This window comes from Bradyrhizobium acaciae, from assembly GCF_020889785.1.
Lineage (GTDB): Bacteria > Pseudomonadota > Alphaproteobacteria > Rhizobiales > Xanthobacteraceae > Bradyrhizobium > Bradyrhizobium acaciae.
Genome location: NZ_JACMYK010000058.1, coordinates 26,358 through 42,854 on the forward strand (window position 1 = coordinate 26,358; position 16,497 = coordinate 42,854).

A 16,497-nucleotide genomic window follows, 5' to 3' on the forward strand; every position below is an offset into this window, starting at 1 on the left:
TTCGAGACGCCGCGCGAGGCGCGGCTCCTCAGGATGACGCCATAAAACGTGGTGAAGCCGGATGACCACATTTCAGGACGCACGCGCCTTTCTGCTCAAGCACCGCACCGACTACGACGCGGCGGTGAGGGGATTTCGCTGGCCCGATCCGGTGCCGTTCAACTGGGCGCTGGACTGGTTCGATGCCGAGCTGGCGCACAATGTCGACAGCCGCGACCGGACGGCGCTGTGGATCGTCGATGCCGCCAGCGGCAACGAGACCAGGCTGTCGTTTGCAGAATTGTCGCGACGTTCCAATCGAGTGGCCAACTTCCTGCGCGCGCAGGGACTGAAGCGCGGCGATCATCTGCTGCTGCTGCTCGGCAATGTGGTGCCGCTGTGGGAGACCATGCTGGCGGCGATGAAGCTCGGCGTCGTCGTGATCCCCGCAACCACGCTACTCACCGCGGATGAATTGCGCGACCGGCTCGACCGCGGCAAGGCGAAGGCGGTGGTCGCGACGCAGGATCAGGTCGCGAAATTCGCGGGCCTCGGCAGCGACAAGCTTGTCCGCATCGTGGTCGGCACGACGCAGACACAGGACGGCTGGCTGCCGTTCGAGGACGCAGCGAAGCAATCCGACGCGTTCACGGCCGACGGCCCGACCAAGGCCGACGATCCGATGCTGCTGTATTTCACCTCGGGCACCACGGCGAAGCCAAAACTGGTGCGGCACAGCCAGCGCAGCTATCCGGTCGGCCATCTCTCGACCATGTACTGGATCGGCCTGCAACCCGGCGACATCCATCTCAACATTTCCTCGCCCGGCTGGGCCAAGCATGCCTGGAGCTGCTTCTTTGCTCCGTGGAATGCTGGCGCAACGATCTTCATCGCCAACCAGCCACGCTTCGAGGCGAAGGGGCTGCTCTCGATCATCGGCCGCTGCGGCGTCACCACGCTGTGCGCGCCGCCGACAGTGTGGCGGATGTTCATTCAGGAAGACCTCGCGAGCTTCAAGGTTTCGCTGCGTGAAGTCTGCGGCGCCGGCGAGCCGCTCAATCCCGAGATCATCGACCAGGTCAAATCCGCTTGGGGCCTGACCATCCGCGACGGCTACGGCCAGACCGAGACCACGGCGCTGGCCGGCAATTCGCCGGGACAGAAGGTGAAGGTCGGCTCGATGGGCCGGCCGCTGCCGGGCTATCGCGTGCAGGTGACCGACAATGACGGTCACCCCGCGAAGGAAGGCGAGGTGACGCTGTTGCTCGGCGCCGACAGGCCGGCGGGCCTGATGCAGGGCTATCAGGGCGACGACGGCAGATTGATCGGCACCGACGGCGATATCTATCGCAGCGGCGACGTCGTGTTCACCGATGACGATGGCTATCTGACCTTCGTCGGCCGCACCGACGACGTGTTCAAATCATCCGACTACCGCATCTCGCCGTTCGAGCTCGAAAGCGTGCTGCTCGAGCATGACGCGGTGGCGGAAGCGGCCGTCGTGCCGAGCCCGGATCCGATCCGGCTGGCAGTCCCCAAGGCCTATGTGCTGCTGGTCTCCGGTGTCGAGCGCAGCCCGGAGACGGCGCTGTCGATCTTCAAACATTTGCACACGCGGCTCGCACCGTTTAAACGCATCCGCAAGATCGAGCTGGTCACCGAACTGCCCAAGACGATTTCTGGAAAAATCCGTCGGGTGCAGTTGCGCCGGCTCGAACATGACGATGTCAGAAGCGATGCGTTGCGCGGAGCCGAGTTCCGCGAGGAAGAATTTCCGGAGCTGCAGAAGGTGCGGACCTCCGGTTAGCGGAGGTTAGCCAAATGAACGAAGTCTGGAAGAAGCCGCCGGTGTCGCTGGAAACCTACCAGGGCATGGTCGGCAAGGAGATCGGTGTGTCCTCGTGGCACCTGCTGGATCAGGGCCGCATCGACACCTATGCCGACGTGATCGAGGATCACCAGTTCATCCATGTCGATCCGGAGCGCGCCAGGAAGGAGACCGCGTTCGGCACCACGATCGCCCACGGCTTCCTCACGATGTCGCTGCTGTCGATCATGTCCTACGAGGTGATGCCGGTGCTCGAGGGCACTGCGATGGGCGTCAATTACGGCTTCGACAAGCTGCGTTTCATCTCGCCGGTGCGCTCGGGCAAGCGCGTGCGCGGCCGCTTCGTGCTGGCGGAAGCCACGCTGCGCAAGCCGAAGGAACTGCTGTCGCGCACCAATGTCACGGTCGAGATCGATGGCGAGGACAAGCCCGCGCTGGTCGCCGACTGGCTCGGCCTGATCTATTTCAGCTAGAGCGTTTTCCAGCGGAGTGGGCACCGGTACGCGTGAAGGAAACGCTCCGAACAAGAATCCGGAGTCCCGTTCCGATTCCATCGGAACGGAAAAGGCTCTCGCAGATGGTTGAGTAGCTCCACCTTTCCCGCAGGCGGAAGCGGTGGAGCTAGCTCGCTTTAGTCCAAGTGGCGCATTGACGGCTTTGATCCCTGGTGTCCATCATGCCTGCTTTAGGCGGTGCGGTCCCGGGAGTGGCAGCCATGGTGCAGAACATCGTCGCCGGACTTGTCGTAGTCGCTCTGATTGTGATCGGCTCGATCAGCTACGCCCAGGAGCACCACGAGTGCTGGAACGGGCACCTGCTCAAAAGCCTGAAGCCCTGCGGGTCGATGACCCCTGACGTCTAGCGCGCCCGGCCGCTGTCCCGGCTTCTCCTGGCCGGACTTGACCCGGCCATCCATCGCTGCTCAAAAGTCCCCAACCTTTTCATGCCGCTCGGGCGTGCACCCTCTCCCCTTGTGGGAGAGGGTGACGAAATCGAGCGGAGCGAGATGAAGCGAGATGAAGCCGGGTGAGAGGTTTCTCTCCGCGTGCTCATCCGTGGAGAGAACCCCTCATCCGGCACGCTTGCGCGCGCCACCTTCTCCCAAGGGCAGAAGGGAACAACAGGAATTTACGGCATGGCAATTAGGTTTGACGGACGCGTCGCTATCGTCACGGGCGCTGGCAATGGTCTTGGGCGGGCGCATGCGCTGGGCCTTGCCAGCCGTGGCGCCAAGGTCGTGGTCAACGATTTCGGCGGCGCGCGCGACGGCACCGGCGGTTCGCTGTCGCCGGCCGAGGCCGTGGTCGAGGAGATCCGCAAGGCCGGCGGCACCGCGATGGCCGACGGCGCCGACGTCTCGAACTTCGAGCAGGTCAGCGCGATGGTCGAGCGCGCCACCAAGGAGTGGGGCAGCGTCGACCTCTTGTGCGCCAATGCCGGCATCCTGCGCGACAAGTCGTTTGCCAAGATGGAGGTCGCCGACTGGGCCAAGGTGCTCGACGTCCATCTCACCGGAACCTTCTACTGCTGCAAGGCGGTGTGGGCCGGCATGCGCGAGCGCAATTACGGCCGCATCGTGCTGACGACCTCGTCGTCCGGCCTGTTCGGCAATTTCGGCCAGGCCAATTACGGCGCGGCAAAGGCCGGCATGGTCGGCCTGATGAACGTGCTCGCCGAAGAGGGCCGCAAGAACAACATCAAGGTCAACACCATCTCGCCGACGGCTGCGACCCGCATGACCGAGGAACTGCTGCCGCCGCAGGCGCTTCAGCTGATGAAGCCGGAGGCAATCACGCCGGCGGTCGAATTCCTGCTCTCGGAAGACGCGCCGACCCGCACCATCATGGGCGCCGGTGCCGGCTCGTTCGCGGTGATCCGGGTGCTGGAGACCGAAGGCGTCAACCTGCCGCAGTCCGAGTGGACGCCCGACGGCGTCGCCGCGCACTTCAAGGACATCGCCGACATGTCGACCGCGAAGGCGCTGCAGGGCGCATTCGAGCAGACCCAGAAGTATGTCGCCCAGGCCGCAGCGCGGGCCGGGATCAAGCTCTGAGCATGATCGTCGCCGTCATCGGAGCCGGACCTGCCGGCCTGATGGCGGCGGAAACTCTTGCGGCGGGCGGCGCACAGGTCACCGTCTATGACGCGATGCCGTCGGCCGGCCGCAAGTTCCTGATGGCCGGCCGCGGCGGGCTCAACCTCACGCACTCCGAGCCGATGCCGGACTTCCTGAGGCGTTATCGCGAGGCGATGCCGCACCTGACGAAAGCGGTCGAGGCATTTCCGCCCGATGCGTTGCGCGCCTGGAGCGCGGCGCTGGGCCAGCCGACCTTCATCGGCACCAGCGGCCGGGTGTTTCCCGAGGCCTTCAAGGCTTCGCCCCTGCTGCGCGCCTGGCTGCGCCGGCTCGATGCGACAGGCGTTGTGTTCGCATTCCGGCATCGCTGGACCGGATGGGAGGCGAGCGGCGGACTGCTGTTCGAGGCACCGGACCGCCCGCGCACGGTCAACGCCGAGGCGACCGTGCTCGCGCTCGGCGGTGCAAGCTGGCCGCGGCTCGGCTCCGATGGCGCTTGGGCGAACATCCTCGCCGCGAAGGGCGTTGCCGTGGCGCCGATGAAATCAGCCAATTCCGGCTTCACGGTTGCGTGGTCAAATATCTTCCGCGACCGGTTTGAAGGCCAGCCGCTCAAAGGCGTCTCGCTCACGATCGGGGCGCATACGGTGCGCGGCGAGGCGATCGTCACCCGCGCCGGCGTCGAGGGTGGCGCCATCTATGCATTGTCGGCCGAATTGCGCGATGCGGTGCTCGCGAAGGGAACGGCGACGCTCAGCGTGGCGCTGCGGCCCGATGCCGTGCGCGACGACCTGATCGCGCGGCTGTCGGTGCCAAAGGGCAAGCAGTCCTTCTCCAATTTCCTGCGCAAGGCGGCGCAGCTCTCGTCGGTCGGCGTCGGATTGTTGCAGGAGGCGGCAGTCGCCTCCGGCCGATCGCTGGCTTTGCTGCCGCCGGCCGAATTGGCCGCGCTGATCAACGCGGTGCCGATCGAGATATCAGGCGTCGCGCCGATCGCGCGCGCGATTTCGAGTGCGGGCGGGATCAGATTCGACGAACTCGACCACCATTTCATGCTGCGGCGATTGCCCGGTGTTTTCGCCGCCGGCGAAATGCTCGACTGGGAAGCACCGACCGGCGGCTATCTGTTGCAGGCGTCGTTCGCGACGGGGGTGGCGGCAGGGAAGGGCGTGCTACGGTGGCTCGCGCAGCAATCGTAGGATGGGTAGAGCGCAGCGAAACCCATCGACTTTGATCCGCGCGGCGACATGATGGGTTTCGCTGCGCTCTACCCATCCTATGCGACTCAATCCGAACCGGTCTTTGTAACGATGTCGGTGATCAGTCCGAGTATGCCGAACGCCGCGGCCACCGCGCAGACCGCCGTCCACCCGCCAAAGCTCCATGCTGCGGACGCTGCCGCCGCACCGACCGCACCGCCGATGAAGAACAGCGCCACGAACAGGCCGTTGATCCGGCCGCGCGCCTCGGGTTGCAACAGATTGACGGCACGGCGGCCGAGCGTCTGATCGGTGGTGATGCCGAAATCGAGCAGCACGGCGCCGACGCCAAGCAGCGAAAGGGCTGCGATCGGCGACTCGATCGCGCCGGCCCAGGCGCAGAGTGCGAGCGCGCCGGAGATCAGAAGGTGCGAGACGATCAGGAGTGGCCGTGCAAGACCGCGATCGCCCCATCGGCCTGCGAGAGGCGTTGCCGCCGCGCCCGCGACACCGATCAGTGCGAACAGCGCAATGCCTTTGGCGTCGAGCCTGAACGGCGCATCCGGCAGGCGCAGCGCCACGGCAGCCCAGAATGCGGTGAACGATGCCATCACCAGCGCCGCAGTCCAGGACCGCACGCGCAGCACCGGCTCCTCTCGCAGCAGTCTTGGAAATGAACGCAGCAGCCCGCCGTAGCTGACCTTCGCTGTCGGCTGCAGAGTCGGCAAGTAGCGCGCCAGCGCGCAGCCGAGCACCATCATCAAGGTGGCCGACGTAAAATAATAGCCGCGCCAGTTCCAGCTGTCCGCGATCAGACTTGCCATCGGCCGCGACAGCAGGATGCCGATCATCAGGCCGCTCATGACATCACCGATCGCTTGTCCGCGGCGCTCCGGCGGAACCATCGACGCCACCAGCGGCACCACCATCTGGATCGCAGCACAGGACGCGCCGAGAATGAAGGTGGCGGCGAGCAGCATCAGCGGCGTCGGCGCCATCGCGGTGCCGATCGCGGCGACGATGGCGCAGGCCAGCGTCCGCAGGATCAGCCGCTTGTTCTCGACGAGATCGACCAGCGGCACCAGCAGCAACAGGCCGAGCGCGTAGCCGAGCAGGGTCAACGTCGAGATCAGGCCGGCCTGCAACGCGGTCATGCCGAGCGAGCGGCCCATCAGGCCGACCAGGATTTGCGGGGCGAACAGGTTGGTGACGACGGTGCCGGTGGTGATGGCGCCGATCCAGATCAGCGGACGCACCGAGACGGCGCGCGCAGGGGAGAGTTTGGTGGCTTCGGAAATGGTCATGGGACCTCGCGAGGAACTGGCGAGGCCCCCTTTAGGGGATCGGCCTAATATGCTACAATTCAAATAAGATGATGAAGAATATGCGAGATTGTTATGAATACCCATGACCTCGTGGCGTTCGTCGCCGTGGTGGAGACCGGATCGATCGTCGCGGCGTCGGCGCGGCTGAACCTGACCCAGCCCGGCGTGACGCGGCGGATCCAGAATCTCGAGGAGATGCTGGGCGCGCAGCTGCTCGACCGGCTGTCGAAACCGCTGAGGCCGACGGCCGCGGGGATCGAGGCCTATGAGCAGGGTCGCCGCGTGCTCCGCATGCTCGACGACCTCAAGTCGGGCGTCGCCAATGACGGTGTGGTGCGCGGTGAGTTCAGGCTCGGCCTGACGCCGTTTTTGTCGGAGGCGGGGCTCACCGGACCGCTCGATGCGGTGCGCGGCGAATTCCCCGCGCTTGCCGTGCGTGTCGTCTCGGGCTGGTCGCCCAACCACATGGAGCGGGTCAGCCGCAACGAGCTCGATGCCGCGGCGATCTGCCTGCCCGACGGCACCGCGCCGCCCGACGATCTTGCCGCCTCCGATCTCGGAGCGCAGCCGGTGGTGTTCGTCGTGGCGCGCGACATGAAGACGCCGAAGTCAGTCGACCTCGAATGGCTGTCGCGGACTGGTTGGGTGATCAACCAGGATGGCTGCGGTTTCCGCCAGACGCTGAAGCGCCATTTCGATGCCGCGCATCTGCCGTTCAACATCGCGGTCGAGGCGCTCGACAGCGAGCTGCGGCTGTCACTGGTGGCGCGCGGCCTCGGCGTCGGGCTCGTTACGCCGATCGCGTTGAAGCGCAGCGCGTTCAAGGGCCGGCTCAAGATCGTGAAGATCGCGGATTTCAATCCTGCGGTCCGGGCCTGGATCGTGCATCGTCCGCCGGCCGGCCGCCTGGCGCGGCCGATCGAGGTGTTTCGCTCGGCGCTCGATCGGGAACTGCAGGCTCTGATTCGCGGCTAGCGCAGCTTGCCGCGCGCCGCCACCGGCAACGCGCCGATGATCTCGTCGCCGCGCACCATCACGACTTCGTCCATCATGTTGACGACGACGCAGACGTGATTGGGCACGATCCGCACGACGTCGCCGACATTGGGCCGGGTGTTGCTGCGGGAGAGATCGAGGAAGCCGTGCTCCTCGGCGAAGCGCGCGATCTTGGCCTCGGGATGTTCAAGGATCAGGCCGTGGCCCTCGAGGCCGCCGGTGTCCGAGGTCAGCGTCTTGGAGCCGGCGTCGAGGATGCCGCGCTCGGGGCCGGCGCGGCTGACGACGGTGGAATAGATATGCAGCGCGCAATCGTCCCAAGTGGCGACACCGGCCGCGACCTGCATGCGGTCGTTGTAGATGTAGGTGCCGAAGCGGTGCTCGGTGCCACCCTTGAGCTTGCCGATGTTCACCAGATTCGGCGTGCCTCCGGTGGAGACGATGGCCGCATCCAGGCCGTGGGCGCGGACGCCGGCCAGCGCCTCGTCGTAGAATTTCTGCGCGTCCGCCCAACCGGTCTCGGTCGGGTACAGCATGAAGCCTGCGAAAGTCAGGCCCTTGGAGGCCGCGATCTCGCGCGCCAGCGCGATCGCCTCACGCGGGGTTTCGACGCCGGCGCGCTTGCGGCCGGTGTCGCACTCGACCACGACCGAAAGCGGGCGGCCGGAGGCGGCTGCGGCCTTCGGCAGGTCGCCGACCACGACCGAATTGTCGGCGGCGACGGTGACGTCGGCCTTGCCTTGCAGCGCGCCGAGCCGCGCCATCTTCTCGTCGCCGAGCAGATTGTAGCTGATCAGGATGTTGTCGATGCCGCTATCCGCCATGATCTCGGCCTCGCCGAGCTTTTGGCAGGTGATGCCCTTGGCGCCGGCCTTGATCTGCAGCTGCGCCAGCATCGGATTCTTGTGCGTCTTGATGTGCGGGCGGTTGGCGACGCCGGCCTCGTCGCAGGCTTTCTGGATGCGCGCGATGTTGCGCTCGACCCGGTCCATGTCGATCACGGCGCAGGGCGTGCCGTATTCCTTGGCGATCTTGGCGGCGAGGGGCGTGGTCATTGGGTCAACTCCGGTTGTTTCCGTCATTGCGAGCGGAGCGAAGCAATCCATCCATCCGCGCATGCGGTGCCGTGGATTGCTTCGTCGCTTCGCTCCTCGCAATGACGACCATTTCCATGCGAACTACGCCTGTTCGATCTCTTCGCGCAGCACCTCGAGCTCGAGCCAGCGGTCCTCGGCGGCGGCAAGCTCTTCCTGCGCCTTGGCGATCGCGGCGGAAGCTGCGTCGAACTTCTTGCGGTCCTTGCTGTAGAGGTCGGGATCGTCGAGCAGCTTCTGCTGCTTGGCGATTTCGGCGTGCAGTCTGTCGATCGTCTTCGGCAGCGTCTCGAGCGCGTGCTTCTCGTTGAAGTTCAGCCGTCGTTTTGGCGCGGCAGTGGGTGCCGCGGCAGCCTTGGCTTCCTTCTTCTCTTCAGTCGGGGCGTCCGCCTTCACGGTCTCGCGCTTCACGTCGGCGCCGCGCTGCGCCAGCATGTCGGAGTAGCCGCCGGCATATTCGATCCAGCGGCCCTGGCCTTCGGGCACGATCACGGATGTCACCACGCGGTCGAGGAAGTCGCGATCGTGGCTGATCAAAATCACCGTGCCCTCGTAGTCGCCGAGCATGTCCTCGAGCACGTCGAGGGTTTCGAGATCGAGGTCGTTGGTCGGTTCGTCGAGGATCAAGAGGTTCGACGGTTTTGCCAATGCGCGCGCCAGCATCAGCCGGCCGCGCTCGCCGCCGGAGAGCGCCTCCAGCGGCGTGCCGCGCTGTTCCTGCGCGAACAGGAAGTCCTTCATGTAGCCGATGACGTGCTTCGACTTGTCGCCGACCATGACGTGATCGCCGCGGCCGCCGGTGAGCGCCTCGGCCAAGGTCAGCTTCGGATCGAGACTCTCGCGATGCTGGTCGAGCGTCGCCATCTCGATATTGGCGCCCAATCGCACCGAGCCGGAGTCGGGCGGATCGTTGCCGATCAACAGATGCACCAGCGTGGTCTTGCCGGCGCCGTTGGGGCCGACGATGCCGACGCGGTCGCCGCGCTGGATTCGGGTCGAGAACCCGTCGACGATCTTGCGCTCGCCAAAGGCTTTGTCGATGCTCTTGGCTTCGATCACCAGGCGGCCGGATTTCTCGGCCTCGGCGGCGGCGAGCGTGGCATTGCCGGTGGCGCCGCGGTAGTCGCGGCGCTGGTCGCGCAGCGCGTGCAGATTGCCGAGCCGCTTGACGTTGCGCTTGCGGCGGCCGGAGACGCCGTAGCGCAGCCAGTGCTCCTCGTTGACGATCTTGCGGTCGAGCTTGTGCTGCTCGCGCTCTTCCTCGGCCAGCACCTCGTCGCGCCATTCCTCGAACGCGCCGAAGCCGCGATCGATCTGCCTGATCCGGCCGCGGTCGAGCCAGGCGGTCGAGCGGGACAGATTGGTCAGGAAGCGGCGGTCGTGGCTGATCAGAACCAGCGCGCAGCGCCGGCTTTCCAATTCGCCTTCGAGCCATTCGATGGTCGGCAGATCGAGATGGTTGGTCGGCTCGTCCAGCAGCAGGATATCGGGCGAGGGCGCCAACACACGCGCCAGCGCCGCGCGGCGCGCCTCGCCGCCGGAGACATGCGCCGGATCTTCCTCGCCGGTGAGGCCGAGCTGTTCGAGCAGATAGCGCGCCTGGTAGTGGTCGTCGCCGGGGCCAAGGCCGGCCTCGACATAGGCCAGCGTCGTCTTGTGCTCGCCGAAGTCAGGCTCCTGCGGCAGATAGCGGATGGTGGCGCCGGGTTGCACGAAGCGACTGCCGGCATCGGGCTCGACCAGCCCGGCCGCGATCCGCAGCAGCGTCGATTTGCCGGAGCCGTTGCGGCCGATCAAGCAGACGCGCTCGCCCGCGGAGACCGACAGCTCGACGCCGGTCAACAGCGGCGTGCCGCCGAACGTGAGGCTGATGTTCTTGAGCTGGATGAGGGGCGGGGCCATCGCGCTAACCCCCGTTCGCCGGCGCCTGCTCGGCGCGGCGGCGCTGGATACGGCGGATGGTCTGGTCGAGCGTCGACAGGAAGGTCGAGCGGTCGCGCGGCGAATATGATTTCGGCCCGCCGGTGATCTCACCGGACGAGCGCAGGTCGGTCATCAGGTTGCGCACCGCAAGCGTCATGCCGATCGACTGCTCCGTGAACGGCTTGCCGTTCGGCGCGATCACGTCGGCACCGGCCTTGACGCAGCGGCTCGCCAGCGGAATGTCCGCGGTGATCACGACGTCGCCTTCGTGTGCGCGTTCCGCGATCCAATCGTCGGCCGCATCCATGCCGGAACCGGCGGCGATGCGCTCGATCAGCGGATCCTGCGGCACGCGGATGAAATTGCCCGCGACCACGCTGACGGGCACGCCGAGCCGGATCGCCACGCGATAGATTTCATCCTTCACCGGGCAGGCGTCGGCGTCGACATAGATGCGGGTGGGAGCAGGGGTTTCGGTCATCGATTCCAGGGTTGGCAGGCGCGGCCTGCGTGTACTCCATCGGGCGGAAAATTGCGAGCAAAACGAGAGGCTTGCCACGAGGCTCGCTTCGACTACGATTGCCGGAGAAAAACAACCGAAATAAGGGGAAACCCCATGGATTCGAAGGCTACGCAGACCTATCGCGTCTCCGCCTACAACACCTCGAAACTGTCGGAGAACAAGATCCACGACGACACCGTGGCGCGGAAGTTCGGCTTTTCCGGCGGTCTGGTGCCCGGCGTCGACGTGATGGCCTACATGATGCATCTGCCGGTCGAGAAGTGGGGCCGTGATTTCCTCGAACGCGGCCTGATCGAGGCACGCTTCGTCAAGCCGGTCTATGACGGCGAGATCGCGGAATTGACCGGCCGGGAAACCGGTAATGGACTGTCGATCGAGCTCACCAGCCGCGGCGAACTCTGCGCCACCGGCACCGCATCGTTGCCGGCCTCAGCGCCGAAATTCGTGCTCGACGATTACAAGCAGGTCGCCGCGGTCGCCGAACGCAAGCCGGTCAGCGCCTCATCCTATGAAGAGGGCAAATGGCTCGGCACCATCCCGCGCGACTGGTCCGGCGATGCCGCGAAGGAGTATCTCGCCGACATCAGGGAGACTGACCCGATCTATTTGCGCGAAGGTCTCGGCCATCCCGGCCTGCTGCCGCGGGTGATGAACAAGGTGCTGGTCGACAACGCGATCCTCGGACCCTGGATCCATGTCGGCACAAGGATGCAGCTGCTGTCGGCCGGCAAGATCGGCGACGAGCTGACGGCGCGTGCCAAGGTGATCGGCAATTACGACAAGAAGGGCCATCGCTTCGTCGAGCTCGACGCGCTGGTGCTCGGCAACGGCGTGCCGCTCGCGCATTGCTGGCACATCGCGATCACCCAGCCGCGCGAGCAGGCGGCGGCGTAGCAGGAAGGGGCAAGGCCCTCCCGCACCAACGGTGTCATACCCCGCGCAGGCGGGGTATCCAGTACGCCGCGGCCTCTCGGCTCAACAACTGCTGTCTCTGGAATACTGGACCACCCGCTTTCGCGGGTGGTGACAGCGGAGGATGGTGGTGAAGCGGCGCGCCCTTACGCCGCGTTCGCCTTGGCGTCCTGGATCGCGCGCCAGACGCGTTCCGGCGTCAGCGGCATGTTGATGTGCTTGATGCCGTACTCCGACAGCGCGTCGACCACGGCGTTGACGATGCAGACCAGGCTGCCGGCGCAACCGGCTTCGCCGCAGCCCTTGGTGCCGAGCGGGTTGGACTTCGCCGGCGAGGGGTGATCGCCGACCTCCATCGACGGCACGTCGCCGGCGCGCGGCAGCGCATAGTCCATGAAGGAGCCGGTGATCGGCTGGCCCGAGGCGTCGTAGCTGACCTCCTCCATCAGCGCCTGGCCGATGCCCTGCGCGACGCCGCCATGGAGCTGACCGGCGACGATCATCGGATTGACCACCGTGCCGAAGTCGTTGACCGCGGAGTAACGCACGATCCGCGTCACGCCGGTGTCGGGATCGATCTCGACCTCGGCGACGTGGCAGCCGTTCGGGAAGGTCGACGCGGTCTCCTTGGTGGCGTGATCGACGTCGAGCGTCTCGGGTGTGCCTTCCGGCATCTTGCTGTCGCGCATCCGCTCGGCGAGCTCCATGATGCCGATCGAGCGGTCGGTGCCGGCGATGGTGAAGCGGCCCTGGCCGAATTCGATGTCGGCCTCGGACGCCTCCAGCATGTGCGCGGCGGCCTTCTTGCCCTTCTCGACCACCAGCGCGGAGGCCTCGACGATCGCCTGTCCCGTCGCGGTGATCGAGCGCGAGCCGCCGGTGCCGTTGCCGAAGCGGACGAGATCGCTGTCGCCCTGTTCGAGCGTGATCTTCTCGAAGGGTACCCCGAGCTGCTCGGACAGCACCTGCGCAAACGGGGTGGCGTGACCCTGGCCGTAGTCGAGCGTGCCGGTGGTGAGCTTCACCGAGCCGTCGGGCTCGAAGGTGATCTTGCCGAGTTCGCCGGACGGCGGCGCCGTGACCTCGAGATAGGAGCCGACCGCGATGCCGCGCAGCTTGCCGCTCTTCCTGCTCTCCTTCTTGCGCTTGGCGAAGTTCTCGTAGTCGGAGATCTCCAACGCCTTCTGGAACACGCCGGCGAAATCGCCGCTGTCATAGGTGACGCCGGAGGCGGCCGGGAACGGCAGCTGCGACGGCTTGATGAAGTTGCGCTTGCGCAAGGTGAAGCGATTGATGCCCATCTCGTCGGCAGCGGCGTCGATCAGCCGTTCCATGTAATAGTTCGCCTCGGGCCGGCCGGCGCCGCGATAGGCGCCCATCAATGTGGTGTTGGTCAAAACCGTCTTGATGTCGACGCCGAGCAGCGGCGTGCGATAGACGCTGGCGAGGTTCTTGCCGGTGTTGAGCGACAGCGGGCCCGGCGCGACGCCGGTGATGTAGGCGCCGAGATTGCCGTAGCCGGAGAGCCTCACCGCGAGGAACTTGCCGTCGGCGTCGAGCGCGAGCTCGGCATGGATCAGCTGGGCGCGGCCCTGGCTGTCTGAGAGGAAGCTGGTCGAACGCTCATCCAGCCACTTCACCGGCCGGCCGAGTTCGCGCGCCGCATGCGCGATGCAGGTGTATTCGGGATAGTTGAGGTTCTTCATCCCGAACGAGCCGCCGACATTGCCGGTGAGGATGCGGACCTTGTCGGCGGGTACGTTGAGCAGGCGCGCCAGGATCGCCTTGTTGCCGGACACGCCCTGGGTCGGCACCTGCAGCGTGAAGCGCTCGGACTTCTTGTCGTAGTGCGCGAGCGCGACGCGCGGCTCCATCGAGACCACCGCGACGCGGGTATTGACGATGTCGAGTTTCGTCACATGCGCGGCGCCGGCGAACGCTGCCTCGATCCTGGCGGTGTCGCCATAGTGGTAATCGAGCGCGACGTTGTTGGGGATGTTGTCATAGAGCTGCGGTGCGCCGGGCTTGGCAGCTTCTGCCGCGTCGGTCACGGCCGGCAGCGGCTCGATGTCGACCTCGACGGCCTCGGCCGCATCGCGCGCCTGTGCCGCGGTTTCGGCCACGACGAAGGCGATGGGATCGCCGACGAAACGCACCTTGTCGGTCACCAGCGCAGGGCGGTTGGTCTGCAGCAGCGGCGAGCCGTCGCGGTTCTTCAGCGGCAGGCCGCAGGTGAAGGGCTTGTAGCCGGCGGCTGCGAGGTCGGCTCCGGTCCACACCCCGAGCACGCCCGGCATCGTCTTGGCGGCTTCGGTGTCGATCCCCTTGATGGTCCCGTGGGCATGGGAGGAGCGAACCATCCAGCAGTAAGCCTGACCGGGCAGGGAGAAATCGTCGGTGTATTTGCCCTTGCCGCGCACCAGGGTGTCGTCCTCCTTTCGTCGAACAGGCTGTCCGACACCGTATTTTTGCAGTGCGATAGCGTTTTCGAGGGAGGCGGGCGACGTATGATCTTGCATCGAAAATGACCTGAAAAGCCCGGATTTGGTGGCGTTTGGGGGCGCTGAGGAGATAACGCACACCCCCCTTAACGACAACGCCCGATTGGACATGGACCCAATGTGAACGGAGTTGCGCAGGGCTTTGACGCTGCTAAAGTTTCCGTGAACGACAATTATTCGGCGGGCCCAAGGATCCCCATGGATCGACCTTGGGGTGCTGCGGAAAGACAGTTTTGATGAACGACCATGTGCGGCTTTGCGACGGCCCTCCGGCCGGCGAAGCCCCGTCAGGGTTGGTTGCGGCAGCCGCGGAAAGCGGCGTCTACGCCGCGCTCGATCTTGGCACCAACAATTGCCGACTCTTGATTGCCTGTCCCACTGGCGACGGGTTCCGCGTGGTCGACTCCTTCTCGCGGATCATCCGGCTGGGCGAGGGGATCGCCGCGACCGGCTCGATCAGCGAGGCGGCGATCGAGCGGGCGATTGCCGCGCTTGCCATTTGCAGCGACAAGATCCGCTATCGCAAGGCCCGCCGGCTGCGGCTGATCGCCACCGAGGCCTGTCGCGCCGCCGGCAACGCCGAGAGCTTTCGCGCGCGTGTTGCAGCCGAGACCGGCATCGAGCTCGAGGTGATCAATCGCGAGACCGAGGCGACGCTCGCTGTGATCGGCTGCTCGCCGCTGCTCGACCCGAAGGGGCGGGGCGCCATCCTGTTCGACATCGGCGGCGGCTCGACCGAGCTGGTGCGGATCGAGCGCGACCCCGACGCGCCCGATGCGCCGCCGCGCATCAAGGCGTGGATGTCGATCCCGCTCGGCGTCGTGACGCTGGCCGAGCATTTCGGCGGCAAGAACGTCACCAGGGATTTGTATGCGCAGATGATCGACGAGGTCGCGCGCCATGTCGCGCCGTTCGCGGCCGAGCACGGCAAGGATCTGCGCGACATGCACATGCTCGGCACCTCGGGCACCGTGACCACGCTCGCCGGCGTCTTCCTCAATCTGTCGCGCTACGACCGCCGCCGGATCGACGGCATCTGGATGAACGATTGCGACGTGACCGCGACGATCCAGAAGCTGCTCGGCATGAGCTATGAGGCGCGCGTCAGCAACAACTGCATCAGCGTCGAGCGGGCCGATCTGGTGCTCGCCGGATGCGCGATCCTCGATGCGATCCGCAACGCGTTCCCGATGCCGCGGCTGCGCGTCGCCGATCGCGGCCTGCGCGAGGGCATGCTGGTCGAGATGATGCGCGAGGACGGCGCGCTGCGGGCGTGCTAGAACACGCCCAATCACACCAATCCAAGAAAGATCATGGCGAAAGACACCACCGGGCGGCTGCACGTCACGGTCAAGAGCGGCGGCAAGCGAAAGCTGTCGTCGAAACTCTGGCTCGAACGCCAGCTCAACGATCCCTACGTCGCCAAGGCCAGGGCGTTGGGCTACCGCTCGCGCGCGGCGTTCAAGCTGCTCGAGATCGACGACAAGTATCGCCTGCTCAAGCCGGGCATGACCGTGGTCGACCTCGGCGCGGCGCCCGGCGGCTGGAGCCAGATCGCGGCCAAGCGCACCGGCGCCGCCGACGGCAAGGGCAAGGTGATCGCGATCGATCTGCTCGAGATGGGCGAGATTCCCGGCGTCACCTTTGCGCAGCTCGACTTCCTCGACCATGACGCGCCGGAAAAGCTGATCGCGATGATGGGCGGCCGCGCCGATTTCGTGATGTCCGACATGGCCGCCAACACCACGGGCCATCGCAAGACCGATCAGCTCCGCATCATCGGCCTGGTCGAGACCGCCGCGCATTTTGCCGGCGAGGTGCTCAATCCCGGCGGCACGTTCCTGGCGAAGGTGTTTCAGAGCGGTGCCGACGCCGAGCTGGTAGCGCAGCTGAAGCGCGATTTCGCCGCCGTCCGCCACGTCAAGCCGTCCGCCAGCCGGCAGGATTCGTCCGAGCGCTACGTGCTGGCGACGGGGTTTCGCGGGCAGCAGTCGTCATTGCGCGGAGCGTAGTGACCGTCACCCTGAGGAGCGCCAACGGGTCCGCGCACAGTGCGGCCCGATGACAGGCTCCGCGCGTCTCGAAGGGAGCGCGGTCCGGCTGGTGCCCGTCCATCCTTCGAGGCTCGCCGAAGAGGCTC

At 66.0% G+C, this 16,497-nt stretch carries 14 protein-coding genes; 9 read left to right on the forward strand and 5 right to left on the reverse strand.

Translation table 11 applies throughout. The annotated features are described in order from the left end of the window. Positions 1 to 61 precede the first annotated feature (61 nt). The 5 genes from H8A92_RS21830 to H8A92_RS21850 all read left to right on the forward strand — a co-directional run bounded on the left by H8A92_RS21830 (position 62) and on the right by H8A92_RS21850 (position 5,083). Positions 62 to 1,786: an AMP-binding protein gene (locus H8A92_RS21830; protein ID WP_229197651.1), complete on the forward strand. Its 1,725-nt coding sequence runs from the start codon at positions 62 to 64 to the stop codon at positions 1,784 to 1,786. Positions 1,787 to 1,800: 14 nt separating this feature from the next. Continuing rightward, positions 1,801 to 2,280, forward strand: a complete 480-nt coding sequence (locus H8A92_RS21835) for a MaoC family dehydratase (RefSeq protein ID WP_229197652.1) — start codon at positions 1,801 to 1,803, stop codon at positions 2,278 to 2,280. A gap of 242 nt (positions 2,281 to 2,522) precedes the next feature. After that, positions 2,523 to 2,669, forward strand: a complete 147-nt coding sequence (locus H8A92_RS21840; protein ID WP_229182807.1) for a hypothetical protein — start codon at positions 2,523 to 2,525, stop codon at positions 2,667 to 2,669. 273 nt (positions 2,670 to 2,942) lie between these two features. Further along, the gene (locus H8A92_RS21845; RefSeq protein ID WP_229182806.1) at positions 2,943 to 3,860 is read left to right on the forward strand and encodes an SDR family NAD(P)-dependent oxidoreductase; all 918 of its coding nucleotides are present in this window, start codon (positions 2,943 to 2,945) and stop codon (positions 3,858 to 3,860) included. Positions 3,861 to 3,862: 2 nt separating this feature from the next. Continuing rightward, the gene (locus H8A92_RS21850; RefSeq protein ID WP_229197653.1) at positions 3,863 to 5,083 is read left to right on the forward strand and encodes a TIGR03862 family flavoprotein; all 1,221 of its coding nucleotides are present in this window, start codon (positions 3,863 to 3,865) and stop codon (positions 5,081 to 5,083) included. Between the two features lie 86 nt (positions 5,084 to 5,169). Here H8A92_RS21850 and H8A92_RS21855 read toward each other — a convergent pair whose 3' ends face one another. Further along, entirely contained in the window at positions 5,170 to 6,387 is a 1,218-nt protein-coding gene (locus H8A92_RS21855; protein ID WP_229197654.1) for an MFS transporter, read from the reverse strand. Between the two features lie 93 nt (positions 6,388 to 6,480). On the opposite strand from H8A92_RS21855, the gene H8A92_RS21860 reads away from it, so the two are divergent. Beyond that, positions 6,481 to 7,383, forward strand: coding sequence for a LysR family transcriptional regulator (locus tag H8A92_RS21860; RefSeq protein WP_229197655.1), 903 nt, complete (start codon positions 6,481 to 6,483; stop codon positions 7,381 to 7,383). Here H8A92_RS21860 and H8A92_RS21865 read toward each other — a convergent pair. The 3 genes from H8A92_RS21865 to H8A92_RS21875 form a co-directional block, all read right to left on the reverse strand. Continuing rightward, the gene (locus H8A92_RS21865; protein ID WP_229197656.1) at positions 7,380 to 8,459 is read right to left on the reverse strand and encodes a D-TA family PLP-dependent enzyme; all 1,080 of its coding nucleotides are present in this window, start codon (positions 8,457 to 8,459) and stop codon (positions 7,380 to 7,382) included. The genes H8A92_RS21860 and H8A92_RS21865 overlap by 4 nt on opposite strands. Before the next feature lie 123 nt (positions 8,460 to 8,582). Next, the gene (locus tag H8A92_RS21870) at positions 8,583 to 10,400 is read right to left on the reverse strand and encodes an ABC-F family ATP-binding cassette domain-containing protein (protein WP_229197657.1); all 1,818 of its coding nucleotides are present in this window, start codon (positions 10,398 to 10,400) and stop codon (positions 8,583 to 8,585) included. 4 nt (positions 10,401 to 10,404) lie between these two features. Beyond that, positions 10,405 to 10,902, reverse strand: coding sequence for a YaiI/YqxD family protein (locus H8A92_RS21875; RefSeq protein WP_229197658.1), 498 nt, complete (start codon positions 10,900 to 10,902; stop codon positions 10,405 to 10,407). Positions 10,903 to 11,037: 135 nt separating this feature from the next. Between H8A92_RS21875 and H8A92_RS21880 the strand changes: the two genes are divergently transcribed. Next, positions 11,038 to 11,838, forward strand: coding sequence for a hotdog family protein (locus H8A92_RS21880; RefSeq protein ID WP_229197659.1), 801 nt, complete (start codon positions 11,038 to 11,040; stop codon positions 11,836 to 11,838). A gap of 164 nt (positions 11,839 to 12,002) precedes the next feature. Here the strand turns inward: H8A92_RS21880 and H8A92_RS21885 are convergent, their stop codons facing one another. Continuing rightward, positions 12,003 to 14,375 (reverse strand): xanthine dehydrogenase family protein molybdopterin-binding subunit, encoded by a 2,373-nt coding sequence (locus H8A92_RS21885; RefSeq protein ID WP_229197660.1) that lies wholly within the window; start codon positions 14,373 to 14,375, stop codon positions 12,003 to 12,005. A gap of 218 nt (positions 14,376 to 14,593) precedes the next feature. On the opposite strand from H8A92_RS21885, the gene H8A92_RS21890 reads away from it, so the two are divergent. Together H8A92_RS21890 and H8A92_RS21895 are read left to right on the forward strand one after the other, a co-directional pair. After that, positions 14,594 to 15,637 carry a Ppx/GppA phosphatase family protein gene (locus tag H8A92_RS21890; protein WP_175068452.1) on the forward strand — a complete coding sequence of 348 codons (1,044 nt, stop codon included), beginning with the start codon at positions 14,594 to 14,596 and terminating at the stop codon, positions 15,635 to 15,637. Positions 15,638 to 15,670: 33 nt separating this feature from the next. After that, complete coding sequence (locus tag H8A92_RS21895) at positions 15,671 to 16,369, forward strand: RlmE family RNA methyltransferase (RefSeq protein WP_229197661.1); 699 nt, start codon at positions 15,671 to 15,673, stop codon at positions 16,367 to 16,369. Positions 16,370 to 16,497 lie beyond the last annotated feature (128 nt).

Excerpts from the sequence above, each read along its gene's own strand:
- H8A92_RS21830 (WP_229197651.1), top strand. The coding sequence starts at position 62 with ATGACCACATTTCAGGACGCACGCGCCTTTCTGCTCAAGCACCGCACC.
- H8A92_RS21835 (WP_229197652.1), top strand. The coding sequence starts at position 1,801 with ATGAACGAAGTCTGGAAGAAGCCGCCGGTGTCGCTGGAAACCTACCAG.
- H8A92_RS21840 (WP_229182807.1), top strand. The coding sequence starts at position 2,523 with ATGGTGCAGAACATCGTCGCCGGACTTGTCGTAGTCGCTCTGATTGTG.
- H8A92_RS21845 (WP_229182806.1), top strand. The coding sequence starts at position 2,943 with ATGGCAATTAGGTTTGACGGACGCGTCGCTATCGTCACGGGCGCTGGC.
- H8A92_RS21850 (WP_229197653.1), top strand. The coding sequence starts at position 3,863 with ATGATCGTCGCCGTCATCGGAGCCGGACCTGCCGGCCTGATGGCGGCG.
- H8A92_RS21855 (WP_229197654.1), bottom strand. The coding sequence starts at position 6,387 with ATGACCATTTCCGAAGCCACCAAACTCTCCCCTGCGCGCGCCGTCTCG.
- H8A92_RS21860 (WP_229197655.1), top strand. The coding sequence starts at position 6,481 with ATGAATACCCATGACCTCGTGGCGTTCGTCGCCGTGGTGGAGACCGGA.
- H8A92_RS21865 (WP_229197656.1), bottom strand. The coding sequence starts at position 8,459 with ATGACCACGCCCCTCGCCGCCAAGATCGCCAAGGAATACGGCACGCCC.
- H8A92_RS21870 (WP_229197657.1), bottom strand. The coding sequence starts at position 10,400 with ATGGCCCCGCCCCTCATCCAGCTCAAGAACATCAGCCTCACGTTCGGC.
- H8A92_RS21875 (WP_229197658.1), bottom strand. The coding sequence starts at position 10,902 with ATGACCGAAACCCCTGCTCCCACCCGCATCTATGTCGACGCCGACGCC.
- H8A92_RS21880 (WP_229197659.1), top strand. The coding sequence starts at position 11,038 with ATGGATTCGAAGGCTACGCAGACCTATCGCGTCTCCGCCTACAACACC.
- H8A92_RS21885 (WP_229197660.1), bottom strand. The coding sequence starts at position 14,375 with ATGCAAGATCATACGTCGCCCGCCTCCCTCGAAAACGCTATCGCACTG.
- H8A92_RS21890 (WP_175068452.1), top strand. The coding sequence starts at position 14,594 with ATGAACGACCATGTGCGGCTTTGCGACGGCCCTCCGGCCGGCGAAGCC.
- H8A92_RS21895 (WP_229197661.1), top strand. The coding sequence starts at position 15,671 with ATGGCGAAAGACACCACCGGGCGGCTGCACGTCACGGTCAAGAGCGGC.